The sequence below is a fragment of the Curtobacterium flaccumfaciens genome (genome assembly GCF_013359815.1).
Lineage (GTDB): Bacteria > Actinomycetota > Actinomycetes > Actinomycetales > Microbacteriaceae > Curtobacterium > Curtobacterium flaccumfaciens.
On the sequence record NZ_JABMCF010000035.1, the window covers coordinates 260,578 to 286,975 of the forward strand.

Consider the following 26,398-nt stretch of genomic DNA (forward strand, 5'->3'; position numbering starts at 1 on the left):
AGACATCGGAAGCAAGCGAAACTGTGCACATGACGGACGCCGACCTCTCCTTCCTCGCCGGCGCGCTGCCCGCGCCCCTCCGGCAGGACCGCATCGTCGCGATCGTCGACGGCGCCCCCGGCATGGTCCGGACGGCCGCGTTGGCCGCGTCCCTCGGCACCAGCGAGGTGACGGTCCGCCAGGACCTTGCCGTCCTCGACCAGGAGGCCCGGATCCGGCGGGTGCACGGAGGCGCGGTCCGCCTCGGGGCCGGGTCCACCGAGCGCCCCTTCGAGGAGACCGCCGTCGAGCACCAGGTGGCCAAGGCCGCCATCGGCCGTGCGGCCGCTGCGCTGGTCCGCCCGGGGGAGTGCGTCGTCCTCGACGTCGGCACCACGCCGGCCGCCGTCGCCGAGGCCCTCGTGGCGCGCACCGAGCTCACCGGCGTCACGGTCGTCACGAACTCCCTCACCACGGCGCTCGCGCTCGAGCGTGCTGTCCCGCGCTTCACCGTGATCGTCACCGGAGGCACTCTCCGGCCCCTGCAGCACTCGCTCGTCGCCCCCTTCAACGGGGCGGTCCTGCCGATGATCGCCGCGGACCTCGTGTTCCTCGGCGGGACCGGACTCGACGTCGACCACGGTCTGACGAACGTGAACCTGCCCGAGACCGAGGCCAAGCGGATGCTCGCGGCGACGGCCCAGCGTACGGTCGTGGTCGCGGACGGTTCGAAGTTCGGCCGGGCCCACATCGGGGTCGTCCGCGCGCTCGAGGACATCGACGTCGTCGTCACCGCCGAGGCCGACGCCGCCGCGGTCGCCACGATCCGGGCGGCCGGGACCCAGGTGATCGTCGCCGACGGCGAGCAGCACACCGAACCAGCCGGAAGGAAGAACACCCCATGACCGCAGCACCCACGGGTGGCCAGTACCGCCTCCACCACGCCGGACCCGACGGGGTCGTCGAAGCCGTGGTCACCGAGGTCGCCGCGGGCATCCGCGAACTCCGCGTCGCCGGCTTCGACATCACCGAGCCGTTCCCCGTGACCGAGCAGCCGCCGGGGGCGAACGGCATCGTCCTGGCGCCCTGGCCGAACCGCGTGGCCGGTGGTGTGTGGGAGCTCGACGGGAAGCGGCAGCAGCTCGACGTCTCGGAGCCCAAGTACGGGAACGCGTCGCACGGACTGCTCCGGTTCGCCCCGTACCGGGTGGTGTCGCAGACCGAGACGTCGATCCAGCAGGAAGCGACGATCCACCCGCAGCACGGGTGGCCCTTCACCCTCGAGACGCGCGTGCTGCACGAACTCGTCGACGACGGCATCCGTGTCACGCACGAGGTCACGAACCGCTCGGGCGTCCGCACACCCTTCGCCGTCGGCGCGCACCCGTACCTGCGTGCCGGTGACACCCCCGCCGACGACCTGGTCGTCACGCTCGACGCCGCGACCGCCTTCACCGTCGACGAGCAGAAGGTCCCGAACGGTTCGGGGCCGGTCGAGGGCACGCCGTACGACCTGCGCCAGGGGCGACGTGCCGGGGACTCGGACCTCGACACCGCCTACACGGACGTCACCCCTGACGCCGACGGGATCCGCCGCACGACGATGCACGGCCCCGAGGGCGACGGTGTGGAGCTCTGGCAGGACGCCTCGTTCCCCTACGTGCAGGTCTTCACCTCGCGCGAGTACCCGCGGGGCGACGGGAAGGGCCTCGCCGTCGCGGTCGAACCGATGACGGCGCCCGCGAACGCCCTGAACTCGGGCGAGGGCCTGCGCTGGCTCGAGCCGGACGAGACCTGGACCGGTTCGTGGGGGATCCGTCGCGTCTGGTCCTGAGGACTCCGGTCGGCGTGCACCGCCGACACGAGGAAGGCCCCGCCGGGTGTCCGGCGGGGCCTTCTGTGTTCGTGTCGGACGCCGGGCGTCAGCCGCGGCGCATCCGGAGTGCCTCGACCGCGAGGGACTCGGTCGCGTACCGGCCGACCTCGTGCGCCCACGCCGGGTCGTCGCCACGGAGCGCGATGAAGTCCTTGCGCTGCCGGCAGACGTAGCCGAGCACGGCGGTGGCCGTCGCGACCTCGATGAAGTCCTTGCGGATGTGGCGGGTCGTGACCTGTGCGTTGCGGCGGAGCGTGTCGAGCAGGAGCTCGTTGCTCATCGTCGTGTTCGTCGCTGCTGCGAGCTCGACGATGCGGCGCGCGTCACCGGTGGTGCTGGTCTGCGTGGCTTCGATGGGCTCGATCACGGTGTACCCCGTTCGTTCGTGGTGGTGCTGTGCTGCAGGATCCGGTGATCGGATCCGGGAATGACACTATCGGCGGCAGCCCAACAATCCGCTGAGGGCGGGCTGTGGTGGGCAGGGGATCTCCCATGAGCCGGCTGGGGACGGGTTGTACCCCGTTCAGGAGCAGATGGCGTCGCTCAGACGCAGCGGGCGCTGCCGACGGGTGCGCCGAGGGCGTCGAGGGACTCGCTGACGCGGTCCGCCAGGTACTGGTAGCCGGCGTCGTTCGGGTGGCCGCCGTCGACGGCGGAGTACCCCGGGCTGTTGCTCGACGTGAACCACCTGCCGGCGAGGGCGTCGATGTGCGGGACACCGGCGGCGGCGGCACCCGCGGAGACCGATGCGGCGACACCGACGGTCGAGTTCGCCCAGGGGAGCGGTGCTGACGGGCCGAGCGCGACGACGACGGCGTCCGGCCAGGTCTGCTGCGCCGTGCGGAGGGTCCGCTCCACCGTGGCGCGGAGGGTGTCCGAGTCGACGAGCCAATCGTTCTGGCTTCCCTGCACGATCACGAGCTGGGGGTCGAACGCAGCGTGCCGCTCGAGGCGTGGCCCGTACGTGTAGTGCGACGAGCCGGTCCGACCGGTGTCGACGTAGCCCGTGCCCGGGTACCCGTCGATCTTGGCCGTCCACCCACGGTCCTCGCTGAGGTCCTGCGCCCAACCGCGGAGTCCGCTGGCCGAGCCCCGACCCGAGGTGTACGAGTCACCCACGATCAGGACGCGTGACCCGGGCTCGATCGCCGCGGCGACGCGATCTGCCGAGACGCCGGGGGCAGCGACGGCCGAGGCGGAGGTCGACGAGGACACCGGCTGGCAGGCACTCGAGACGCTCGGCAGGATCAGCAGGAGTCCGGAGACCCCGAGTGCCATCGCGCCGAGGGCGAGTGCCGGCACCAGCTTCCGGCGGCGTCGGCGCATCGTCGCCGGGCCGGTGGGGGTGCCCGGCCGCTCGCGCTGCGATCGTCGGCCCATCCGTCGCATTCTAGACAAGAGTGCGGAGCGAGACTGGGAGGTGGGCCCCGTGGGGCTCGAACCCACGACCCTCGGATTAAAAGTCCGGTGCTCTACCAACTGAGCTAGAGGCCCTCACCCGCAAGGCTAGCGGGTGAGGGCCTCCGGGACGGAACCGTCTGACCGGGTCAGCCCCGGCGTCCGGTGAGCGTCCGCAGCAGCCACGCGATGACCGCGATGATCAGCAGCACGATGCCGACCCAGAGCAGGAACTTGAGGCTCGCAGCGAAACCGCCGACGAACAGCAGGATGACTGCGATCACAGCCAGGATGATGAGCAGGGCGTTCATGGAAGATCCTCTCCTTCACGTGCAGGGAGGAGCGCCTCCCTGCCGCAACACGGTACGCGTGGCGCAGCGGTTGCGTTCTGGGCGAACCGGACGCGGGCGTGTCACCGGCCGCGCCTACACTGCTGCGGTGCCTCGCGATCACCACCGTCCCGTCCACTTCACCGACGCCGAGTTCGCCGCCATCCAGGGCGGTGAGGACCCGGCGCTCGTGAACCGTGTCGCGCACGAGACCGCGAACGCCCTGCTGCACCGCGTGCGCGAGGACCCGGACCCGGCCGTGGTCGAGCGGCTCGTCACCTACACCGACGTGCACGGCATCGACGCCATCGCGGAGCTGTGGGCGCGGGTCGGTGCGCACACCCTGCCGGGGGCGCTCTGGCGGGTGTACCTGGTGCGCATCGTCATCCGGCAGAACCCGGAGGAGATCGCGTACCTGTTCGAGCGGGGCACGGCGCAGATCGGCACGATCGACCAGGCGGTCGCGGGTGCCGAGGAACCGACGGGCCCGGCGGAGATCCTCACGCTCGCCGACCGCATCCTGCACGGCCTGTACACGGGCGACCTCGCGGTGGCGCTCGACCGCGGGGCGTCGTTCTGCCGACTGACCGCCGCCGGCGCGACCGCCGTGGCGGACGAGTCCGACCTGGTGGCGTCCGAGCGCGCGAGCGAACTCACGACGCGGGCACTCCGCCTGACGGAGCTGGCGGCCGACCTGACCGAGGCGGCGGCGCTCTGGCGCCGCGACAGCCTGGACTGAGCGAGCGGCGGGACGGACCCGCACCGGGCCTCCAGGCCAGGATCGCGCAGCAACGCGATGCCGCGCACGGCCAGGACCGCGCAGCAGCGCGATGACGCGCCAGGCCAAGGGCCGCGCAGCAGAAAACCCGGACGCGACCGCGTCCGGGCACAAAAAGACCGGGCCGCAGAAGCGCCTCTCGGCGCGAGGCCGCTCGAAGCGGCGAATTTTGGAGCCCGGGGCTTGCTGCGGCCCGGCGAGACCCAGTCTACGAGACGTCGGCTGATCACTCGACCCTGTTCACTCATGGTGGACAGAACCGGCCCCGGGCGTGCCCGCGCGCACCCCTGTGCAGGCCCGCCGCGCCCATCCCGCCGAGAAATCCCGACCCCCATCCAATCCACAGCGGGGACCGCACCGAATCATCTGCGTGACGGACGGAATGCCCGTCACGAAGCGAGAGGCCCGGTGTGACCCGGACCGGCACCGCCGGTCAATTCCCTGTGGGTCACGCCGGCCCCTCGTCTCGACCGCCCATGCGGAGGCTTCGTGCTACCCGCCTGGTCAACGAAAGCAACCGAGAGGAGGGAAACCTGCAATGCTTGCCCTCGTGGATAGCGACACCGAACGCTGGAGCTCGTCAGAGCCAGCTCAGGCATCGCCGGACGACCTCCTCGCCCAGGTCGCCGCCGGTGACCAAGCCGCCTTCGCGGACCTCTACGACGCACTCTCCGGTCGGGTCCTCGGTCTGATCACGCGCCTCCTCCGGGACCGCGCGCAGTCGGAAGAGGTCACACAGGAGGTCTTCCTGGAGGTCTGGCAGCAGGCCACCCGCTTCGACCGGAAGCGTGGGACGGCCGCCAGCTGGGTCCTCACAATGGCCCACCGCCGAGCGGTCGACCGGGTCCGAGCCTCGCAGTCGTCGCACGACCGCGACACCAAGATCGGCATCCGCGACCTCGAGGCCGGTTTCGACCAGGTCTCCGAGTCCGTGGAGATCCGCATCGAGCACGAGCGCGTCGGCCGAGCGCTGGCGAAGCTCACCGAGTTCCAGCGGCAGGCCGTGCAACTCGCGTACTACGGCGGCTACTCGCACAGCGAGATGGCCGAACACCTCGGTGTCCCCATCGGCACCGTCAAGACCCGTCTCCGTGACGGGATGATCCGACTCCGAGACGAGATGGGGGTGACCTCATGACCGAACGCCACGACGACCCCGCACTGATGACGGGTTCCCACGCACTCGACGCGCTGTCCGACGACGAGCGCGCGCTCCTCGAGGACGCCCTCCGGACGTCCCCCGAGCTGCAGGCCGAGAACGACTCCCTGCGCGAGACCGCGCTGCAGCTCGCCTACGCCGTCGCACCGATCGAGCCCCCCGCGTCGCTCAAGGCGTCGCTGCTGGCCCGGATCGCGACGACCCCCCAGGCCGCGCCCCTCGCCGACACGACGGTCGACCAGGCCCCGGTCGCCGAGACCACCTCCGTCCAGGAGGCCCGTCCCGAGCCCGCCAGGCACGTCGCCTCGGTCGCCGACGGCCCCACCGCCGGTGGCCGGGCTTCCTCCGAGGCTCGCCGCCGCTGGTTCCAGCGTCCGGCGGTCATGCTGACGGCCGCAGCCGCCGTCGCCGCGGTCTTCTTCGGCGGACTCGGCGTCGGGTCGATCTTCGACCCGAACGGCTCCGGCACCGGCACCACGCAGGCCTCGAGCGGCCTCGACCGCATCTACGCCGCGTCCGACTTCCAGCGCACCACGACCAAGGTCGCGGGCGGCGGTTCGGCGACGGTCGTGTGGTCGAACGACCTCGGCAAGTCCGCGGTGATCCTCGACGGTGTCGAGCAGGCACCGAAGGGCAAGACGTACGAGCTCTGGTACATCGGCTCCGAGGAGCAGGGCGGCACCATCAAGTCGGCCGGCCTGGTCGACGGTGCGGCCGACGGCGTGCACTCCGCCGTGCTCAAGGGCGCGATGTCCGAGGGTGCGACGATCGGCATGACGGTCGAGCCCGAGGGCGGTTCCGAGCAGCCGACCACCTCGCCGATCATGGCGGTCCCCACCACCAGGGCCTGATGCCTCGGGCGGTCCTGCTGGACCGTCACCGACGTAGAACGACGAAGCCGCTGTCCCACGACAGCGGCTTCGTCGTTCTGCGTCCGCACGGCTTTCCGGCGCAACCACGAAGGCCCGGTGCGCGTCCGTGGCGGACGTGCACCGGGCCTCCAGGCCGTCCGTCAGTGCGACGGACGGATGCCGATCAACCGAAGCGGCCCGAGACGTAGTCCTCGGTGGCCTGCACGGACGGGTTCGAGAACATCGTCGCGGTGTCGTCGAACTCGATGAGCTTGCCGGGGGCGCCGGTACCGGCGATGTTGAAGAACGCCGTCTTGTCGCTGACGCGCGACGCCTGCTGCATGTTGTGGGTCACGATCACAATCGTGAACTCCTTCTTGAGCTCCTCGATCAGGTCCTCGATGGCGAGGGTCGAGATCGGGTCGAGGGCCGAGCAGGGCTCGTCCATCAGGAGCACGTCCGGCTCGACCGCGATCGCGCGGGCGATGCAGAGACGCTGCTGCTGCCCACCGGACAGACCCATGCCGGGCTTGTCGAGGCGGTCCTTGACCTCGTTCCACAGGTTCGCACCCTGCAGCGAGCGCTCGACGATGTCGTCGGCCTCGGAGCGGGAGACACGCTTGTTGTTGAGCTTCACGCCCGCCAGCACGTTGTCGCGGATCGACATCGTGGGGAACGGGTTCGGACGCTGGAAGACCATGCCGACCTGACGACGGACGAGCACGGGGTCGACGCCGGCGCCGTACAGGTCGTCGCCGTCGATCTTGACCGAGCCCTCGACCCATGCGCCGGGGATGACCTCGTGCATGCGGTTCAGGGTGCGGAGGAAGGTGGACTTGCCGCAGCCCGACGGGCCGATGAAGGCCGTGACGGTGCGGGGCTCGATGGTGATGTCGACACCCTCGACCGCCTTGAACTTCGAGTAGTAGACGTTGAGGCCGTCGACCTCGATGCGCTTGGACACGTTGATCCTTCTGGGTGGGTGGTGTCGCTGGTTCCGCGGGGGCGGAGGGTCAGCGGCTGAGCTTGGGGGCGAAGAGACGGGTGATGAACCGGGCGAGCAGGTTGAGCAGCATCACGATCAGGATGAGCACCAGAGCCGCGGTCCAGGCCCGGTCGACGAACGGCACCGGGTTGGCGCCCTGCTGCGAGTACTGCGTGTACGCGTACACCGGCAGGGTCATCATCGGGTCACGGAACAGGTTGTAGTTCATGCTCGCGGTGAAGCCGGCCGTGACGAGCAGCGGGGCGGTCTCACCGATGACGCGGGCGATCGAGAGCATCACGCCGGTGGTGATGCCGGCGAGGCTGGTGGGGAGCACGACCTTGAGGATCGTGAGGTACTTCGGCACCCCGAGGGCGTACGAGGCCTCGCGGAGTTCCATCGGGACGATCTTCAGCACCTCTTCGGTGGAGCGCACGACGATCGGGATCATCAGCACCGACAGGGCGACGGAGCCGACCAGGCCGAAGCGGGCACCCGGGCCGAGGAACAGCGCGAAGAGCGCGTAGGCGAACAGACCGGCGACGATCGACGGGATGCCCGTCATGACGTCGACGAAGAACGTGATGCCCTTCGCCAGTGCGCCGCGACCGTACTCGACCAGGTAGATCGAGGTGAGCAGGCCGATCGGGACCGAGATGAGCGCCGCGAACAGCGTGATCTCGAGCGTGCCGATCAGGGCGTGGACCGCGCCGCCGCCCTCGGAGATGACCCCGCGCATCGAGTACGAGAAGAAGTTCGCGTCGAAGCGGGCGACGCCCTTGGCGATGACCGTCCAGAGCAGCGACACCAGCGGCAGGACCGCGATGACGAACGCCGTGATGACGAGCGAGGTGACCAGGCGGTCGACCGCCTTGCGGCCACCCTCGACGATGCGCGAGATGACGACGATGAGGACGTCGAACAGGACCGTGCCGAGGAAGATCGCGGCGACGACGTTGAAGTCCTTGACGGCGCCGCCCGCGTTGAGCAGGGCGAAGACCAGGACGAGGGCGACCCAGCTGCCGACGAGCAGCAGCCACGGGACCGAGGCGTGCAGCTTGCCGTTGGCGTAGACGTTGCCGGCGGTGCCGGTCTGACGGAGCGCGAGGGACATCGGGTGCGACCTCTCAGCTGACTCGGCTGCGGACGATGTACCGCGCGAGCATGTTGATGACCAGGGTGATGACGAAGAGGATCAGACCCGAGGCGATGAGCGCGTTCAGGGCCGTACCGGATGCCTCGGCGAACTGCAGGGCGATGTTCGCGGCGATCGTCGAGGGGTTCTGCGACGTCAGCATCTGGAACGTGACGTTCGTCGAGACCGACAGCACCAGCGCGATCGCCATCGTCTCGCCGAGTGCACGACCGAGGCCGAGCATGATCGCGGAGACGATGCCGGACTTCGCGAACGGCAGGACCGACAGGCGGATCATCTCCCAGCGGGTCGCGCCGAGGGCCAGTGCCGCTTCCTCGTTGAGGGTCGGCGCCTGCAGGAAGATCTCACGCATGACCGCGGTCATGATCGGGATCGCCATGACGGCGAGGACGATCGACGCGGTCAGGATCGTGCGACCGGTGCCGGACACCTGGCCGGAGAACAGCGGGAACCAGCCGATGTACTCGTTCAGGAAGACGTAGAACGGCTTCACCAGGGGCGCCAGCACGGCGATGCCCCAGAGGCCGTAGACGACCGACGGCACCGCGGCCAGCAGGTCGATCACGTAGCCGAGGACCGGCGCGAGTCGACGCGGCGCGAAGTGCGAGATGAAGAGGGCGATCCCGAGGGACAGCGGCACGGCGATCACGAGCGCGATGAGCGCGGACCAGACGGTGCCGAAGACCAGGGGGCCGACGAAGTCCCAGAAGTTCGTGGCCTTGCCCGGCAGCTCGCCGACCTTGGCGGAGAAGGCCGGGATGCTCTGCCAGACGAGGAACGCGGCGACGAGCACGAGCACGAAGAGGATGAGGCCGCCGGCGATGACCGAGGCGGCGGAGAAGACGCGGTCGCCGACACGGACGACGGGCTTCGGCTTGGTCGGGGTGACGGTGGCCCCTGGCTGGGCCGGTGCGGTCGTCATGGGGTACTCCTGTCGGAGGAACGCCGGGGGAGGCGACGGGTTCTGGGGTGGTGGTGCGCGTCCGGGTGGGGTCCTGGACGGCTGAGTGCCCGGACGCCGGTCGAGTGGGTGGGACCGGCGTCCGGGCGCTCAGGGGGCCTTACTTGATGGAAGCGACCGCGTCCTTGGCCTTCGACGCGAGGTCGGAGGAGAGGGCGGCCGACTTGGCCTCCTTGGCAGCGGCGTCCTGAGCGGCGCTCGAGACGACGTAGTCGAGGTAGCCCTTCACGAGCTCGGCCTTGTCGGCGTCCTTGTACTCCTGGCACGCGATGGCGTAGGAGACGAGGACCAGCGGCCAGGCGCCGTCAGCGGTGTCCTTGCGGTCGATGTCGATCGCGAGGTCGTTGTCCTCACGGCCGGTCGCGATCTTCGAGTCGGCGACGACCTGCGCGGCGCCGTCGGCCGAGATCTCGGTCGCCTTGTCGCCGACCATCAGCTTCGCGCGGTCGAGGTCGCCCGCACCGGAGTCGTCGATGTAGGTGATGGCGTTGGTGGCGTTGCCCATCGCGGAGGCGACACCGGAGGTGCCCTTCGCGCTGTCACCGACCGAGTACGGGAAGGTCTGGCTGGGCTCTTCGGTCCAGACGTCAGAAGCGTTCGCGGAGACGTACTCCGAGAAGTTCTGCGTGGTGCCCGAGTCGTCCGAGCGGTGGACGACCGTGATGTCGGCGTCCGGCAGCTTCGCGTCCTTGTTCAGGTCGGCGATCTCGGAGTCGTCCCACTTGGTGATCTTGCCCGAGAAGATGCCCGCGATGGTCTTCGCGTCGAGCGTCAGGTCGCTGACGCCGTCGACCTTGTACGCGATGGCGATCGGGGAGATGTAGACGGGGATGTCGATGCCCTTGGTGTCCGCCTTGCAGGACTCGAACTTGCCCGAGAGCTCCTCGTCCTTCAGCGCGGCGTCGGAGCCGGCGAAGTCCGCGGCACCCGACATGAAGTTCTCGCGGCCTGCGCCGGAGCCGTCCGGGGTGTAGTTCACGGTGACGCCCGAGGCCTCGTTCTGGAAACCGGCGGCCCAGGTGGCCTGCGCGGTCTGCTGTGCCGACGAGCCGGAGCCGGTCAGGGTGCCGGAGAGCTTCGAGTAGTCGCTGCCGCTGGTGGAGGAGGACTCGGTGCTGCCCGCGTCCTCGTTCGCCGCGCACGAGGAGAGCACGACTGCGCCGGCGATCGCGATTGCTGCGATCGAACCGATTCGCTTGATGTTCACAGGGGTCCCTTCGGGAATGGAATGCAGTGGGACCACTGCGGTCCCTGGGCCGGTGCCGACCCGGGAGCGACTGTAGGGACGCGAGGTGACCGCAATCACCCCCGCTGGTGAACGGAAGGTGAACGAGGGGTTGTCGACGTCGGGGCGGCGTGCGCCGCTCCCGCGCAGGGAGCAGGATCGGGGGCATTGTGCGCTCGTTCGGAAGATGCGCACGCATGGTCGCGGACGAGCGGTCGGGAGGCCCGGATCGCGTTCCCGGGCGCGGCGCGGCCCCGTCGCGTGGCCGGTTACGCCGGGATCGTGTTGCGGTGCGTCTCGACCGCGACGAGGGTGTCCCCCGCGATGTGCATGACGGAGAAGTCCCCGACCGACAGCATCGCGGCGCGGCGCAGGTCGAAGCGGCCGGAGTCGTCGGCGGTCGCGGTGGCGATCCTGGCGATGATGTCGGGCAGCACCGGACCGTGCGAGCACAACACGGCGGTCTTGCCCTTGTCGAGCCGGCGCCGGACGACGCCCTTGACGTCGGCGGCGCCGCGGTCGTGGGCGTCCTGGCTGATGTCGGCGGTGCTCGAGACCCCGAGCTTCGTCGCGGCGGAGAGCGGCTCGACGGTCGCGAGGCACCGCGCCGCCGTGCTGCTCACGATCTTCTTCGGGCCGAACGCCGCGACCGGTGCCGCGGCTGCCTTGGCCTGCGAACGGCCGACGGGCAGCAGCGGACGGGTGGCGTCGGGGCCGTCCCAGTCCGAGCCGGGCACCGTCTTCGCGTGGCGCAGGGTGATCAGGGCGAACGTGCGGTGCTGTCCGGCGGCGGCGCGTTCGGCGAACCGGTCGAGGATCGCGACGTCCCGCTCGTACGTCAGGCGGTTGCGGGCGTCGTCGATGGTGACCCACTCGAGCGCCGCGACCTCGTGGTTCGGCACGAAGGCACCGGCGCGGGCGTACTCCTTGGCCGAGACCCGAGCTGCCCAGTAGTGCACGACCTTGTCGCGGCCGTTCGGCAGCACGTACTCGGCGGTGCCGAGTGGTGCGCCGAGGTGGACGCGGTACCCGGTCTCCTCGTCGATCTCGCGCACGGCGGTCGTCGGGACGGCCTCGCCCGGGTCCACCTTGCCCTTGGGTAAGGAGACGTCCTTGTGGTGGTCGCGGTGGATGAGCAGCACGAGGGGTGTGCCGTCCTGTTCGCGCCAGACGACCGCACCCGCAGCGACGACGGGGCCCGAGGGACCGCCGCTCACCGAGTCGAGCGCTTCCGGGCCGAGATCTTCCGCATGGTCACATTCTGCACGTCCTCGAGCGGACGGCCCGCATCGTCGGTGGAGTGCCGCGTCCACTCGCCGTCGGACTCCAGGTGCCACGAGCTGGCGGTGTCGGCCATCGCCAGGTCGAACATCTCCTGCACCTCGTTGATGTGGTCCGGGGCGACCAGCCGCACGAGGGCCTCGACGCGACGGTCGAGGTTGCGGTGCATCATGTCGGCGCTGCCGATGAACACCGCCGGGTCGCCGTCGTTGTGGAACGCGAACGCGCGGGAGTGCTCGAGGTAGCGCCCGACGATGCTCCGCACGCGGATGGTGTCGCTGACGCCTTCCATGCCCGGCTTGAGCGAGCAGATGCCGCGCACCCACACGTCGATCGGCACCCCGGCCTGGCTCGCCAGGTACAGCGCGTCGATGATCTGCTCGTCGACCATCGAGTTGACCTTGATCCGGATGCCCGAGGGCTTGCCGGCGCGGGCGTTGGCGGCCTCGGTCTGGATGCGCTTGAGCAGGCCCTTCCGCAGGTGCAGCGGTGCCACGAGCAAGCGCTTGAACTTCTTCTCGATGGCGTAGCCGGACAGCTCGTTGAACAGGCGGGTGAGGTCCTTGCCCACGGTGTCGTCCGAGGTGAAGAGCCCCATGTCCTCGTAGATGCGCGAGGTCTTCGGGTTGTAGTTGCCCGTGCCGATGTGGCTGTAGTGCTTGAGCGTCCCGCCCTCTTGCCGGATGACGAGCACCAGCTTCGAGTGCGTCTTCAGCCCGACCAGGCCGTAGACGACGTGCACGCCGGCCTTCTCGAGCTTCCGGGCCCAGGTGATGTTGTTCTGCTCGTCGAAGCGTGCCTTGATCTCGACCAGGGCGAGGACCTGCTTGCCGGCGGCCGCGGCGTCGATGAGCGCTTCGACGATGGGGCTGTCGCCGGAGGTGCGGTACAGGGTCTGCTTGATCGCCAGCACGTTCGGGTCGGCCGCGGCCTGCTCGAGGAACGCCTGCACGCTCGTGGCGAAGGACTCGTAGGGGTGGTGGACCAGGACGTCGTTCGCCTTGATCGCGCGGAACAGGTCGGGCTTCGTGTTCGGCTCACCCGGCTGGAACTGCACCGGGGTGGTCGGCACGTGCTTCGGGTAGTGCAGGTCCGGACGGTTGATCTTGGAGATCTCGAACAGTCCGCCGAGGTCGAGCGGCGACGGCAGCCGGAAGACCTCTTCCTCGGTGATGTCGAGTTCACGCACGAGCAGGTCGAGCGTCACCGGGTCCATGTCCTCGGTGATCTCGAGGCGGATCGGCGGACCGAACCGGCGGCGCAGGAGCTCGCGCTCGAGGGCCTGGATGAGGTTCTCGGCCTCGTCCTCCTCGATCTCGACGTCCTCGTTGCGGGTGACCCGGAACACGTGGTGCTCGAGGACCTCCATCCCCGGGAACAGGTCGTCGAGGTGGTTCGCGATGAGGTCTTCGAGCGGGATGAAGCGCATCCGGCCGGAGTTGTCGTCGGGGAGCTTGATGAAACGGGAGAAGTTCTGCGGCACCTTGAGGCGCGCGAACTCCTGGCGCTGCGACTTCGGGTTGCGGACCCGCACCGCCAGGTTGAGCGAGAGCCCGGAGATGTAAGGGAACGGGTGCGCCGGGTCGACGGCCAGCGGCATGAGCACCGGGAAGATCTGCTCGTTGAAGTACTCCCGCATCCGCTGCCGGTCGGCTTCGTCGAGGTCGGACCAGTGCTCGATGTGGATGCCCGCGGCGTCGAGGTCGGGCTTGAGCGACCCGATGAAGGCCTGGGCGTGCCGGTCCTGCAGCTCGTGGGCCTTCTTCGCGATGTCGCGCAGGACGTCGCTGGGGGCACGGCCGACGTTGGTCGGGACGGCGATGCCGGTGTCGATGCGGCGCTTCAGGCCGGCGACACGGACCATGAAGAACTCGTCGAGGTTGGACGCGAAGATCGCCAGGAAGTTCGCCCGCTCGAGCAGGGGCTGCGTGCGGTCTTCACCCAGCTCGAGCACGCGCTGGTTGAACCGGAGCCAGCTGAGCTCACGGTCGAAGTAGCGGTCCGTCGGCAGTGACTCGTGCTCGATCTCGATGACTTCGTCGAAGTCGTCAAGGTCGGGTGCGACGGATTCGCCGTCGAGCTGCGGTTCGGTGTCCATCCCCACATCCTGCCACCCGGCCCCTGCCACCGGAGGGGCCTCGGTGGACGCTGTGGAAACCGCCGGTGAACCGTCGGTGTGTGGAGGAACGGTCACGAAATACCGACGGTGACATCTGCCCGGGAGTGTGGGTATGGTGGGCCGTGTCAGAGCCTCCGGGGGGATTCCACTGCGCGGGGGTGCAGCTACGAATGAAAGAGGTTCATCATGTCGCGTGTCCTTTCGACCGAGCAGGCCAAGACCGCCATCCGTCAGGTCCAGTCGATCGTCAACGGTGGTTTCACCGACCAGATCTCCCAGCTCGACGCCCAGGGCCGGATCCTCTCCGACTCGAACGTGTGGGACGGCCCGCTCGCGGCGACGTTCCGTGGGTCGACCTGGCCGGAGACCAAGGCCGCCCTCGACAAGGCGAAGACCGAGCTCGAGCAGCTCCGCACGCAGCTCGACAAGATCTCGCAGGACATCTTCACCGCAGGTGGCGGCGCGTAAGCACCAGCCTGTTCCCGCCCGGACCGTCGCACTCGCGGCGGTCCGGGCGTTCGCGGTCGGTGGGGCCGCTTCACCAGCACGATCAGCACGACTTCGGGGGATGAACCATGGTTGACCTGCACGGCAATGAGCCAGTCAAGTTCGACAACGGCACGGCCGACGCACTCAGCACGGCGCTGAACGGCGCGGCTGAGTCGATCGAGGGTCAGGCCGGCTCGCGGCAGTCCTACGTCAACACCGCGTCGCAGGAGTTCCGCGGCCACTTCTCGCAGCTGTTCACCGACAACGCGTCGAACGCGAAGGCCGACGCCGAGGACATCGCGAAGAACCTGCGCACCGTGGCGGGCTGGGTCGACCAGATGAAGGCGGCCGCCGAGCGCGAGAACGCCCGTCGCAAGACCGCCCGTGACTGGTACGAGCACCATGAGAATCGCAACCTGATCGAGGTCGCGGTCGACTGGGCCAGCGGCAACGACAACCCGCCCGAGGTCAAGCACGAGGACGCACCGACCTTCGAACCCGCGAGTGCGAAGTCGACGACACGGCAGACCCCGAACCCTGGTGGTGGCGGCGGTGGCGGCGGGACATCCTCGGCCAAGCCGGAGGACCTCCGCTCGTTCGCAACCGGGTCGACGTCCCTCAACAGCGCCCTCTCCGGGAAGCCGGCCGGCTTGCGCGGCAATCTCGACGACTTCGCGACGAAGTGCTCGTGGGGGAAGATCAACGCCGACGGTCTCGTGACGGCGTTCGACAAGTGGCTCGAGGCCAACGACCAAGACGTCAAGTGGGCGAACACGATCGCCGACGCCTTCGCGGCAGCCGGGGGAGAAGGCACCGTGTCCACCGTCTCGGACGCCGCGCTCGCCGCAGCCCTGGCCGCCGCCGGAGTCTCGCAGACCCGCACCGACCTGCAGTTCGAGCCGCCGACGGCCTACGGCGCCCAACCAACGACCGGTTACTCGATGGACCCGGTGAACACCACGACGGGCAACTTCCTCGAGCCGGAGCTCGACCTCGCTTTCACCGGTGCATCTGCGGCGCTGCAGGTGACCCGCATGTACAACTCCCTCGACCAGCACGTCGGGCTCTTCGGTCCGGGGTGGGCGTCGATCCTCGAGACCCGCCTGCTCCTCGACGACGAAGGCGCGTCGTTCGTCGGGGCCGACGGCCGCCAGGTCCGGTTCCCGCGCGACGGCGAGGGGTGGGCTCGCGGCGTCGGCGAGAACCGCTGGCTCGCGGCCGAGGGCGACCGGCTCGTCGTCCGCGACAACCAGCGCGAGCGCATCGACTTCGCGCTGTCCGGGCTGTGGCTCGGACAGCGCGGCGGTGCCGGCACCGCGGTCCGCGTCGAGCGGGACGCCGACGACGTCGTCGTGCGCCTAGTGCACGAGCGCGGTCGCTCGATCGACGTCGACCACGTCGACGGTCGAGTGGCGGTGCTCCGAGCCTCTGACGGCCGCCGGGTCGAGTACGGGTACGACGATCGCGGCCGACTCGTCTCGGTCACCGATGCCGTGGGCACCCGGACCTACGGCTGGAACGACGACGACCTCATCACGACGGTCACGAGTGCGGCCGGTGTCGTCGAGGTCGACAACACCTACGACGCACAACGTCGCGTGGTCGAACAGATCAGCCCCCACGGCCGCACGGTGCGCTTCGCGTACCTGCCCGGCCGAGTCACGGTGGTGTCCGACCACGACGGCTCGCGGTCGAACTCCTACATCGCCGATGCCAAGGGGCGTCTCGTCGGGATCATCGACTCCGACGACCGACGCCAGTCGATGAGCTACGACCGGCACGGCAACCTGGTGTCGGCGACCGAGCGCGACGGATCGGTGACCGTCCACGCGTACGACGACCGAGGCCGGAAGACCCGGACCGTCACGCCGTCCGGCGGCGACCTGACCTACGGGTACGACGACCAGGACCGCGTGACGACGGTCGTCACCGAGGCCGGTGCCGTCGTGAGCTACGAGTACGTGGGCGACGACCGCGACCCGTCGGTCATCGTCGACCCGGTCGGCGGTCGGACGGAGCTGACCTGGCAGGACGGCTCCCTCACCCACGTCGTCGACCCGACCGGCGTGGTCCTGACGCTTTCCTACGACGCGTTCGGTGAGCTCGTCTCGACCACCAACGCCGTCGCCGACACCGCTCGGATCGAGCGCGACGCCGCCGGTCACCCGGTCGCCGCGATCAGCCCCTCCGGCGCACGGAGCGAGTACCGCTACGACGCCGCCGGGCTCCTCGTCGAACGACGTGACGCCGACGGAGCCGTCTGGCGTTTCGAGTACGCCGCCGGAGCGCGGATCGCTGCGATCACGGACCCGCTCGGAGCACGGACGACGCTCGAGTACGCCCCGGACGGCGAGCTCGCGACCACGACCGACCCGCTGGGTCGCCGCGTCTCACGGACGTTCGACGACCAGGGGAACCTGGCGGAGCTCGCATTGCCGGGCGACGCGGTCTGGACGTTCGCGCACGACGCCTTGTCGCGCCTCCAGGCCATCACCGACCCCGCCGGCGCGACCTGGCGTCGCGAGTACGACGTCGTCGGCGAGCTGACGGCGACCGTCGACCCGACGGGCGTCCGCCGGGAGATCTCGGACGACGTCGCGACCGGCGTCGCGACCCTGCGCGACGCCTTCGACACCGCGACCGTCCGGTTCGACGAGTACGGCCGACCCGTCGAGTCCACGTCTGACGAGACCGGTTCCGAACTCATCACCTACGACGCCGCCGGTCGCCCCGTCGAACTCGTCGACGGCGAAGGCGGACTGACCCGACTCGAGCGCGACCTCGCCGGTCGCGTCGTCGCGTTGGTCGCCCCCTCGGGCGCGCGCTCCACGTACGAGTACGACGCCTGCGGGCGTCCCGCCGCAGCCACCGACGCCTCGGGGGCGCGGACGACGCTCACCTACGACGCGGACTCCCGTGTCGTGGCCCGGACCCTGCCCACCGGCGAGGTCGAGGAGATCACGTACGACGCCGTCGGGCGCGTGGTCACGCAGACGACTCCGGGTTCCGGCACCGCGCGGTTCCGCTACGACCTGGCCGGGAGGCTCGTCTCCAGCCACGACGCACGCTTCGGCCGTCGTCGGTTCCGCTACGACCCCGCCGGGCAGCTGATCCAGGTCGTCAACGGTCTCGACGGGGTCACCTCGTTCGAGTACGACGAGCGCGGGCGCCTGGTGACGATCACCGACCCTGCCGGCGGGACCACTCGACGGGAGTACGACGCCGCCGACCACGTGGTCGCCGTCACCGATCCGCTCGGACGGACGACCACGGCGGCCTACGACCCGGCCGGGCGCCAGATCCGCCAGACGGATCCCGACGGCCGCACCACCGAGTGGACGTACGACGCAGCCGGCCACCAGCGGGCCGTGCTCGTCGACGGTGCGGTGCAGTCGGAGATCACCCGCGACACCGTCCACCGAACTGTCGTCGTGTCGGACCACACCCGTGGTGCAGGCCGGACGATCGAGCACGAGCTCCAGCACGACCGCCGTGGCCTGCTCGTCCGCCGAGCCCGCGGCGACCAGTCCGTCGCGTGGGAGTACGACGCCGACGGCAACCGCACCGCTCGGGTCGACCCGAACGGCACCCGCACCACCTACCGTCGCGACGCCGTCGGCCGGGTCGTCGGGGTGGACCGTGACGGCACCGCTGCCGGAACGTTCTCCTACGACGCCTCGGGTCGTATCGTCCAGGCAGCCACGGGCGACCTGGTGCAGTCGTGGTCGTACCAGGGAGGTGCCCTCGTCGCGCACACCTCGACCACGCTCGACGGTGCCACCAGCACACGCATCAAGCGCGATGCCGACGCGCGGATCACCGCGGTCGACGGACCGTCCGGGGCGGTGCCGTACGAGTACGACGCCGCCGGGCAGCTCGTGCGCGCCGCGGACTCGACGTGGGCTTACGACGACGGTGGGCGACTCGTCGCCGAGACCGTCGGCGGTGTCGAGACACGCCACGAGTACGACGCTGCCGGACAGCTGGTCGCGACGACCACCGAGGCCGGCCGCACCGAGTACGTCCACGACGGTCTCGGCCGCCGCACCCGGCGGACCGCCGCCGACGGTTCGACCACCGAGTACGCATGGTCCGACCTGGGGTACCTCGCTGCCGTCGTCGACCGCGACGCCTCGTACGCCGAGACCGGTCGGCTCGACGTCTGGGTCGACGCGCTCGGTGAGCTCGCCGAAGTGGGTGGGGTCGCCGCGTGGTGGGACTCCGCCGCGGTCGTGCCGTCACTCATCAGCATTGCCGACACGTCGCTGCTCGACCTGCCGGGGGGCGTCACCGCGATCGGCGCTGCCGTGACGCAGCCCGCTTGGCGCAGTGCTCGCGCGACCGATGCTGCGGATCCGTGGGCTGCGCTCGCTGCCGTCACCGACGTCGGGCTGCCCGCGGGGGTGTCCCTGACCGGCTCGGGTGGGGTGTCCGTCGCAGGGCTGGAGTGGCTCGGGGCCCGTGTGTACGACCCTGCGGCGCGGGGCTTCCTGTCGGTTGATCCGCTCGCTCCGATCCTGGGTGCGGCGTGGTCTGGGAACCCGTACTCGTACGCGGGCAACGATCCGTTGCAGGCTGTCGACCCGCTCGGGTTGCGGCCAGCGACGGACAAGGACTTGCAGGCGTACCGGGATGCGCACCAGGGGGCGATCGCTGCCGTCGGGAACTGGTGGAACGACAACTGGGAGTACGTCGTCGCGGGGGCGGCGATCGTGGCCGGGGTCGCACTCATGGCGACCGGCGTCGGCGGCCCTGCCGGAATCGCAGTGATGGCGTTGGCGGGCGGATTGATGAGTGGTGGGATTTCCGTGGCGACGCAGAAGGCGGAGAAGGGCACGGTCGACTGGGGCACAGTCGGCAAGGACGCGCTGATCGGGACCGCCACGGGTGCACTGGGCGCTGGGACTGGAGCTGCTCTGGCAGCCAAGATGGGAACAGGGCTGGCGGCCCGCGCGGCAACCGGTGTCGCCAGCGGTGCGGTCGAAGGCGGCGGCACTGGGGCCCTGAACTACGCGACGGCTCCAGGGCCGCACACCGTCAACGGGTTCCTGCAAGCGACCGGAAGCCAAGCCGTTGTCGGCGCCGCGTCCAGCGGTCTCACGGCGTACCGGCCGAAGTGGCTGTCGAGCGAGAACGCGAGCACCTTCAAGTGGGGCCTCTATCGATCGACCTACGTCCATGAAGGGACGACGATGTTCCGTTCCGGAGACGTCAATGGCTTCCACAGCGGAGAATTCTGGTCGTCGGATCTGCCGCGCAGCATCGCTCAGGTGCGTGAGGACAAGGCGTTGCCGATTCGCTGGGCCAACGGCGGCAAGGAATCGATTCAGAACGCGGGCTTCGCAGGTGAGTTCACGCAGAAGATGCCCGCGTACAAGGGGCTAACGGCACCGCAGACAGGGCTCAACGGCGACTTCTACCGGGGAGGGACGAACCAGACCTTCGTACCCCGCGCGTATGATGCGGTCGACATCAAGGGCTACTGGTCGCTCACGCCGTGACGTTCGAGCGGAAGGGACGATTTCGTTGAAGCGTGCATCTGAGCAGGAAATAATCGAGTTGTGCAGAAGCGTAGCGGACTCACTGAGCCTCGCTCACGATCTGCAGACGGCGCGATGGTTCACCGATGTTGCCGAGGCGCTCGGGAGTGCTTCCCCGGAAGATGCAGCTGACCTGACTGCGGAGATCCATCGGGCCGTGCGCGGCGGTGCAGGTGGACCCCGAGGCGTGGTGATAGTCGCCGCAAATGGTCGGGCAGATTCGGCGGCGACCGCACGGTTTCACGACGATCTGTCACGCTTATACGATCTCACTCGGCATTCGAGGTTCGCTGATTGGGTCCGGACTTTTACGGGATGACGCGCGGGGAGTGAACGTTGATAGTGCATTCGCTAGCGAGATTCGCTACGCGGGGATTTACCAGCGTCGGAATCTCTTAGCGCTCGGAGCCCTTGCTGAGGCTCCGTTCTGGAGCGCTGATTGCATTCGAGCGCAAGCGACACGGACGATGTCCACGTTCAAGCACGGCGTCGGCAGAACATGACATTGTCGGAATTGCTCAAGCAACTCGACGATCGCGCAGTCGAGGATGCCGCGTCGGCTGTGCAGATAGCCGCCGTACGATCCGCTCTCGTCGCCGCGTTCGAGCAGCGGCCCGACCATCCGGCGTACCGCAGGGGGATACAGGGCACAGCCCGCCTTGTTGCCGACAGCTGGCCCTACGAGAGCGAGCTGGGGGCGCTGGTGTTGGCCTTTTCCGAAGCGGTGCGACGTGAAGTTTGACCGCACCGGGCGACGGACATCGGGGTGGCAGTTGAGAGACTCCGGGGCTGAACGACTCGCACGGCGAAGACGCGTACGGCGAGACAAGATCATGGCTTCGATCGTCTTCGCCTTCGTCGTGCTCGTTCCCTTGCTGGGCTTCTTCGTCGGGCCGATCACGTTGAAGGTCTACGACGCAGGACACCGGGTGCACGTCGTCTGCACCGTCAGCTCCGCGCACAGCAGTGCGGACTCGTCTCGCTCCCTGAAGGGCGTGGGCTCGTCGACGTCGCAGGTCGTGTTCGAGACGTCCGACTGCGGAACGCTCGTTCAGACCTGGGGTGTGAACCGCGACAACGAGGACGAACTGGCGCGGGGCGTCATCGAGGGGGAGCGCTACCGGTTCGACGTCGGCGAGGGTTCCTTCACGATGCGGGAGTTCCTGAACACGATCCGTCAGGCCGTGTACGTGAAGAGCTTCGAGCCCGTGCGAACACGGTAGGTCCGTCGGCCCAGCGCAGCAGCAGCGCGCCGCTCAGCGCCCGAAGGTCCCGACGAACTCACCCCACTGTGCCGGCGCCCGCTGCTCGAGCCATGCGCAGAGCTCGGGATAGGCAGCGTCGATCGACAGGACGCTGATCACGCCGCGTTGACCGTTCACTTTGATGTCGAGCCCGCCGAACCGGTTGGTGGTGGGTCGGATGCGCTTGATCGCCGCCGGGTCGACGGTCCGCGCGGCACGGAACATCGGCGTCACGACCAGCTGCGATTCGTACGCCTCGACGCGACGGCGCTTCTGCCCGACGCCGAGGTAGACGAACAGGATCCCGAACAGCACCATGCCGACGCCGGCGATGAGCATGCCGATCGCGTCGGGGTCGTCGAGCAGGCTGAGCGTGACCAGGAAGAAGAACCCGCCGACGACGATGACGACGATCCCGATGATCCGGAGCAGCAGGTAGCTGAACCGGCGCGCACGGACGGTGAAGAGCACGCCGTGCGCCTCGTCGCCCACGACGGTGGACGGTGGCCGCTTCCGGTCGTTCTGACGGACGAGCGCGCTGACGGCGGCCGGGATTGCGATCATGGCGATCAGCGCGATGAGCACCGGCGACAGGTTGATGTTCACCGGTCCGCCCCCGGTCGTGCGTTCGTGCGCCGACGTTGGAAGGGCGTGACGCCCTGGTCCCCCTGGATCATGCGTGCAGAGTATCAGTGCCCTGTGGACAGGTCCGAGCGCGCTCACGGATGCTCTATGTTGGATTTCAGTAGCGAGCTGTGGCCCGAACGGGGGTGGCTCCCGGGGGAGAACAGCCCGGATCTGGCGCCGTTCAGCAACTAGCATCGATGTGCTCGACGATTCTCTTGGGGGGAAGACCGTGATGAACCAGCGTGCCGGGAACACCGGAGCACGACGGACCGGACGACGGATCGCGGGGACGGTCGCCGTCACGGGGATCGCTGCGCTGGTGCTCGCCGGCTGCACCTCCGACGACAAGCCTGTTGCCGACCCCTCGCGGGTCCTGCAGACCGTCGACACGCGCCTCGCCGCGGACGGCTCGATCACCTCGATCTCGGACACTGCGATCTCCGTCGCAGGCAAGGACTCCTCGTCCGCGACGACGGAGCACGACCCCGCGAAGGCCGCGAGTGACCTGCCACTGCGCATCACGACGCAGTACTCGACCAAGAAGAAGACCGGCACGGACCTGGCCGACCTCGACGGGTACTCGGGTCGGGTGTCGATCGACCTGACGATCGAGAACCTGACGGTCACCTCGAAGAACCTGACCTACGACGTCGCCGGCACGTCGCGTTCGACCCCGGCACTCGTGGGCGCGCCCTTCAGCATCGCGGCGTCGACCGTGCTGGCGGGGACCGCCGCCGACCGCGTCGTCACGGACTCGGCCGACTCCGGCTCGTCGACCGACGGCGTCGTGAGCACCAACGAGGACGGCGACGCGGTCGTCCAGTGGGGCCGGTTGCTCGCCCCGCCGACCTCCGGCGCGAGCAGCACGCTGCACCTCGTCGCCGACGTCGAGGACTTCGCCGCGCCGACCATCGACGTCGCCGCGCAGCCCGGGCTGTCCACGGACCTGTCCTCCACGGGCGTCGTCAACGCGGCCTTCGGGTCCGACAGTGACTCCGAACTCGCGCTCCAGCGCCGCACGATCGACCTGATCTCGCAGGTGAACGAGGTGCTGGCGCGTGCCGGTGGCACCATCACCGAGGTCCGGTCGAACCTCGAGACGACGTCGGAGACCCTCGGCGTCAGCACGGCCGAGCGCCTCAAGGAGAGCAGCTCCTCCCTGGCCAGCACGATGCAGTCCCTGTCCGGACAGCTCGGCTCGCTCAACAGCGACCTCGGTGCGACGGTCAAGGCCACGCAGTCGACGGTGTTGCAGCAGCTCCAGCAGACGACGACGAGCCTCGATGGCCTGCTCGGTGACACTTCGGCGACCGCCCCCACCACGGTGCTCGACGGCAACGGCTGTGCGGCGACGCCGAAGACCCCGTCAGCAGGCGGCAGCGTCTACGGCAACCTCCTCCGCGTCTCGGCGCAGCTCACCGGCTACGCCGATGCGAGCGAAGCGTGCAAGCAGCAGGTGAGTGCGCAGCTGGCGGGCGCCGTCGGCCCGGCATCGCCGGACGCAGCGACGTGCGCCCCCCAGGAGGCCCGTGGATCGTTGACCTGCGCGCTCTGGGATTCGTCGCGTGCGGTGAGCACCTCGCTGATCGGTCTGGTCAGCACCGGGCAGCAGCTCGCCGACCAGCTCGACCCCAAGCTGGCGGACACGGCGATCGAGCAGTCGGACGCGCTGCGCGCCAAGCTCGGCGAGATCGACACCGCCGTACAGGCCCTCGGCGCCGACGGCACCGGCGAGGTCGCGCGCACCCTGCAGGCGTTGCAGGACCTCCGCGACCAGACCGCCGACGACCTCGGCCCCGTGCGTGATGCCGTCACGACCGTGAACCGGCAGGCAGTCGCCGCGCGCGGGCTGGTGGGCAACGCCGGCGACGGTCTGTTCAGCACCTCGATGCAGGCGCAGAACCTCGAGGTCGCCGACCAGCTCTGCGCCCTCGCGGCGACGGACCAGCTCGACGCCGAGCAGGCCGATGCGCTTCGCGGGTACCTGACCGCCACGCCGTGCCCCGGTGCCGAAGAGGGCACGACGTTGCGGCCCGGTGGACGCTTTAGTACCCCGATGGACGAACGCCTCACGGACCAGGCGAAGCAGTGGGACGCGGTCGTCGCGGCGACCGATCTCCGCTCCGAGACCGGCATCGGTGCCGCGGTCACGACGCTGTCCGACGACGTCGACGCGCTCGACGACGGCATCGCCGAGGTCCGCCGGGCGGTGCGCGACGACGGTGGTTCGGTCGAGGGAGCGGCACAGGAGCTCCAGGAACTCGTCGAGCAGGCAACGAAGTCGAGCGCTGTGGTCGGCACCCAGCTGACCGCGATCAGCACGCAGCAGACCCAGCTACAGGACGCGGTCCGCAAGGCCTTCGCCGACGCATCGACCCAGTCCGAGAAGGACGTCCAGAAGATCATCGACCAGCAGGTGCGGCAGGTCAGCGAGACTGCGAGGGGCAGCCGTGACGCCGTCATCTCGGCCTTCGACAAGTCGATCTCCGGGCTCCGGTCCACCTCGGGCGAGGTCACGAAGGACTCGAAGGGCACGATCGACGAGCAGAAGGGCACGCTCGAGCAGGAAGGCTCGGAGCTCTCCTCCGCCGTCGACCGTCAGACGGCCTCGAGTCTCGAGCAGATCGCTGCGAGCACGAGCGCCTCGACGCGCGACGTTCAGGGAGCCTCGACGCTGCTGACCGGCGACCTCAACCGGGTGATGCTCGACCTGGGCGACCGCAAGGTCAACGGATCCGGCATCCTCGGCGCGATGGCCACGAGCGCGGCGAAGTCCGACTCCGCCGACTACCAGCTCGCCCTGGCATCGCAGAACGCCGCAGGCTACGCGAACGTCCGCGCCGAGGACGTCGCCGGGATCCTGCTCCAGCAGGAGCAGTTCCGAGCCTCCCTCGACGCCGCGACGACGTTGCCCGCCTTCCAGCTCGAGGTGCCGTCCAGCGCGACCTCGACCACGCTGTACACCTTCCGGATCGGGGCGGACCGATGAGCGACCAGACGATCGACGAGTCCGACGGCACCGAGGCGGGGCGTCCGCGGAACCGCCGTCCGCTGGTCATCGCCGCCATCGCGGTGCTCCTGGTCGCCGCGGTGGTCGCCGCCGTCCTGACCTTCCGGGCGATCGGCAGCAGCACTCCGGCCGAAGCCGTCCCGGCCACGGTGCCGGTGGAGATCACCGTCAAGCACGTCCCCGACACCACGAAGATCGGCGTCGTCGTCACCCTGGGCGACGGCGAAGGCTCCGAGTGGAACGAGGCGGCGCAGGGCGCCCTGGTCGCCGAGCGACGACTGGCGCTCGGTGGGACCGACATCACCCTCGTCACGAAGAACGACGGCGGGACCTCCGCGGGCGCGAAGACGGCGGTGGAGTCCCTGGCGAAGAGCGGAGTCGCGGGCATCGTCGTCGCGTCGTCCGGCAAGCACGTGTCCGGAGCGCTGACGACCGCGGCCGAGAAGCACATCCCGGTGGTGGTGCCCTACGCCTCTGCCGAGAAGGACTCCTGGTCGACCGCCCCGACCGCCGAGTCGATCGGCGTCGCGATGACGACGGCGCTCGGCGACGCGAAGTCGCCGCTCCTGGTGGACCTCGGCGGTGGTGCGCCCGCAGGCCTCCGGGTGGCGCACGTCCTCGACGGCGACGACACCGCTGACACCGCTGAGCTCGCTGCGACCATCGCCTCGCGGACCGGCGCCACCGACGCAGACGACAGCACCGACGAGGCCTCGGACGCCGATCCGAAGGCCGCGCCGGACTCGGACGCTGTCGTCGTCAGCGGGTCCGCGCAACGACAGGGTGCCCTGGTGGCGGCGCTGCAGGCCGCTGACGTCACCGTGCCGGTCGTCCTCACCCCGGACGCGACGAGTCCGGCGTTCGGCGCCGCACTCATCGATGCCGGCGGCAGCCTGAGCGGCTCCTTCCGCACCGTCGGGGTGGCCACCGACGACGCACGGGCGCTCTCCTCGGACGCCGAAGGTCGGGCGATGTCCGCGTTCCTCGGTGGGGTCCGGGTGCTCGCCGACGATGCCGACGCCCAGAACCTGACGGGCGACCGGCCGTTCTCGGCGGTGGCCGGGGCAGCGGACGCCCGCAGCCACGATGCCGTCGTCGCCCTGGTCCGCGCGGTCGGCAAGGCCGGCAGCACGGAGCCCTCCGAGGTGACCGATGCCCTCGCCGCGCTCGACCTCGACTCCGCGGCGGGCATCGCCGGTCCGGCGCTCGACTTCACGCGGCAGCAGGCGCTCGGCGCGTCCGCGACGGTGTTGGCGGCCTCGGCACAGCCACTCGGACTCCGACCGGACACCGCGTCGAGCGGCACCGGCGGCGACGACTCCGGATCCGATGCCGCACAGTCCACCGCGCTGGTGTGGTTCGAGGACTCCACCGCACGCTGACCCACCCAC

Annotated in this window: 21 protein-coding genes and 1 tRNA gene; 11 read left to right on the plus strand and 11 right to left on the minus strand. The window is 69.6% G+C overall.

Annotated elements, in window-relative coordinates; genetic code table 11:
- Positions 1 to 29: 29 nt before the first annotated feature.
- Positions 30 to 884, plus strand: a complete 855-nt coding sequence (locus tag HP445_RS07385) for a DeoR/GlpR family DNA-binding transcription regulator (protein WP_128780525.1) — start codon at positions 30 to 32, stop codon at positions 882 to 884.
- Entirely contained in the window at positions 881 to 1,813 is a 933-nt protein-coding gene (locus HP445_RS07390) for an aldose 1-epimerase family protein (protein WP_128780526.1), read from the plus strand. The genes HP445_RS07385 and HP445_RS07390 overlap by 4 nt, the downstream gene beginning before the upstream one ends.
- 88 nt (positions 1,814 to 1,901) lie before the next feature.
- Here HP445_RS07390 and HP445_RS07395 read toward each other — a convergent pair whose 3' ends face one another.
- The 4 genes from HP445_RS07395 to HP445_RS07410 form a co-directional block, all read right to left on the minus strand.
- Complete coding sequence (locus HP445_RS07395) at positions 1,902 to 2,222, minus strand: hypothetical protein (RefSeq protein WP_027466636.1); 321 nt, start codon at positions 2,220 to 2,222, stop codon at positions 1,902 to 1,904.
- Positions 2,223 to 2,398: 176 nt separating this feature from the next.
- Positions 2,399 to 3,235, minus strand: a complete 837-nt coding sequence (locus HP445_RS07400; protein ID WP_164941166.1) for an SGNH/GDSL hydrolase family protein — start codon at positions 3,233 to 3,235, stop codon at positions 2,399 to 2,401.
- A 41-nt stretch (positions 3,236 to 3,276) separates the two neighbouring features.
- Positions 3,277 to 3,349: transfer RNA gene (locus HP445_RS07405), tRNA-Lys, on the minus strand.
- A 53-nt stretch (positions 3,350 to 3,402) separates the two neighbouring features.
- Positions 3,403 to 3,564: a DUF2207 domain-containing protein gene (locus tag HP445_RS07410; protein ID WP_164941167.1), complete on the minus strand. Its 162-nt coding sequence runs from the start codon at positions 3,562 to 3,564 to the stop codon at positions 3,403 to 3,405.
- Positions 3,565 to 3,691: 127 nt separating this feature from the next.
- Between HP445_RS07410 and HP445_RS07415 the strand changes: the two genes are divergently transcribed.
- From HP445_RS07415 to HP445_RS07425, 3 genes are all read left to right on the plus strand, one after another.
- On the plus strand, positions 3,692 to 4,321 hold the full coding sequence (locus tag HP445_RS07415; protein WP_027466634.1) for a hypothetical protein: 630 nt from the start codon (positions 3,692 to 3,694) through the stop codon (positions 4,319 to 4,321).
- 577 nt (positions 4,322 to 4,898) lie between these two features.
- Entirely contained in the window at positions 4,899 to 5,498 is a 600-nt protein-coding gene (sigK, locus tag HP445_RS07420) for an ECF RNA polymerase sigma factor SigK (protein WP_111039031.1), read from the plus strand.
- Complete coding sequence (locus HP445_RS07425; protein WP_128780528.1) at positions 5,495 to 6,370, plus strand: anti-sigma factor; 876 nt, start codon at positions 5,495 to 5,497, stop codon at positions 6,368 to 6,370. Before sigK ends, HP445_RS07425 begins: the two co-directional genes overlap by 4 nt.
- A 184-nt stretch (positions 6,371 to 6,554) precedes the next feature.
- On the opposite strand, the gene pstB is transcribed toward HP445_RS07425, so the two are convergent.
- The 6 genes from pstB to HP445_RS07455 all read right to left on the minus strand — a co-directional run bounded on the left by pstB (position 6,555) and on the right by HP445_RS07455 (position 14,076).
- Entirely contained in the window at positions 6,555 to 7,334 is a 780-nt protein-coding gene (gene pstB, locus HP445_RS07430) for a phosphate ABC transporter ATP-binding protein PstB (RefSeq protein ID WP_027466631.1), read from the minus strand.
- 49 nt (positions 7,335 to 7,383) lie between these two features.
- Complete coding sequence (pstA, locus tag HP445_RS07435; protein ID WP_111024123.1) at positions 7,384 to 8,469, minus strand: phosphate ABC transporter permease PstA; 1,086 nt, start codon at positions 8,467 to 8,469, stop codon at positions 7,384 to 7,386.
- A gap of 13 nt (positions 8,470 to 8,482) precedes the next feature.
- A complete protein-coding gene (gene pstC / locus HP445_RS07440; RefSeq protein ID WP_071404716.1) occupies positions 8,483 to 9,433 on the minus strand; it encodes a phosphate ABC transporter permease subunit PstC in 951 nt (316 codons plus the stop codon).
- A 139-nt stretch (positions 9,434 to 9,572) separates the two neighbouring features.
- Entirely contained in the window at positions 9,573 to 10,679 is a 1,107-nt protein-coding gene (pstS, locus tag HP445_RS07445; protein WP_071404717.1) for a phosphate ABC transporter substrate-binding protein PstS, read from the minus strand.
- 287 nt (positions 10,680 to 10,966) lie between these two features.
- A complete protein-coding gene (locus HP445_RS18905; RefSeq protein ID WP_071404718.1) occupies positions 10,967 to 11,914 on the minus strand; it encodes an NUDIX hydrolase in 948 nt (315 codons plus the stop codon).
- Positions 11,911 to 14,076, minus strand: a complete 2,166-nt coding sequence (locus tag HP445_RS07455; RefSeq protein WP_027466626.1) for an RNA degradosome polyphosphate kinase — start codon at positions 14,074 to 14,076, stop codon at positions 11,911 to 11,913. The genes HP445_RS18905 and HP445_RS07455 overlap by 4 nt, the downstream gene beginning before the upstream one ends.
- A gap of 207 nt (positions 14,077 to 14,283) precedes the next feature.
- Between HP445_RS07455 and HP445_RS07460 the strand changes: the two genes are divergently transcribed.
- The 4 genes from HP445_RS07460 (at position 14,284) to HP445_RS07475 (ending at position 21,349) form a co-directional block, all read left to right on the plus strand.
- Entirely contained in the window at positions 14,284 to 14,565 is a 282-nt protein-coding gene (locus HP445_RS07460; protein WP_017888088.1) for a hypothetical protein, read from the plus strand.
- A 107-nt stretch (positions 14,566 to 14,672) separates the two neighbouring features.
- Positions 14,673 to 20,087 (plus strand): DUF6531 domain-containing protein, encoded by a 5,415-nt coding sequence (locus HP445_RS07465; protein ID WP_128780529.1) that lies wholly within the window; start codon positions 14,673 to 14,675, stop codon positions 20,085 to 20,087.
- 538 nt (positions 20,088 to 20,625) lie between these two features.
- Entirely contained in the window at positions 20,626 to 20,868 is a 243-nt protein-coding gene (locus HP445_RS07470) for a hypothetical protein (protein WP_111024129.1), read from the plus strand.
- Between the two features lie 91 nt (positions 20,869 to 20,959).
- Entirely contained in the window at positions 20,960 to 21,349 is a 390-nt protein-coding gene (locus HP445_RS07475) for a hypothetical protein (RefSeq protein ID WP_128780531.1), read from the plus strand.
- Between the two features lie 33 nt (positions 21,350 to 21,382).
- On the opposite strand, the gene HP445_RS07480 is transcribed toward HP445_RS07475, so the two are convergent.
- Positions 21,383 to 21,976 carry a hypothetical protein gene (locus HP445_RS07480; protein ID WP_128780532.1) on the minus strand — a complete coding sequence of 198 codons (594 nt, stop codon included), beginning with the start codon at positions 21,974 to 21,976 and terminating at the stop codon, positions 21,383 to 21,385.
- A gap of 253 nt (positions 21,977 to 22,229) precedes the next feature.
- Here HP445_RS07480 and HP445_RS07485 point away from each other — a divergent pair, with 253 nt between their 5' ends.
- The gene (locus HP445_RS07485; protein ID WP_128780533.1) at positions 22,230 to 24,986 is read left to right on the plus strand and encodes a hypothetical protein; all 2,757 of its coding nucleotides are present in this window, start codon (positions 22,230 to 22,232) and stop codon (positions 24,984 to 24,986) included.
- Positions 24,983 to 26,389: an ABC transporter substrate-binding protein gene (locus tag HP445_RS07490; protein ID WP_128780534.1), complete on the plus strand. Its 1,407-nt coding sequence runs from the start codon at positions 24,983 to 24,985 to the stop codon at positions 26,387 to 26,389. The genes HP445_RS07485 and HP445_RS07490 overlap by 4 nt, the downstream gene beginning before the upstream one ends.
- The last annotated feature ends 9 nt before the right edge of the window (positions 26,390 to 26,398 follow it).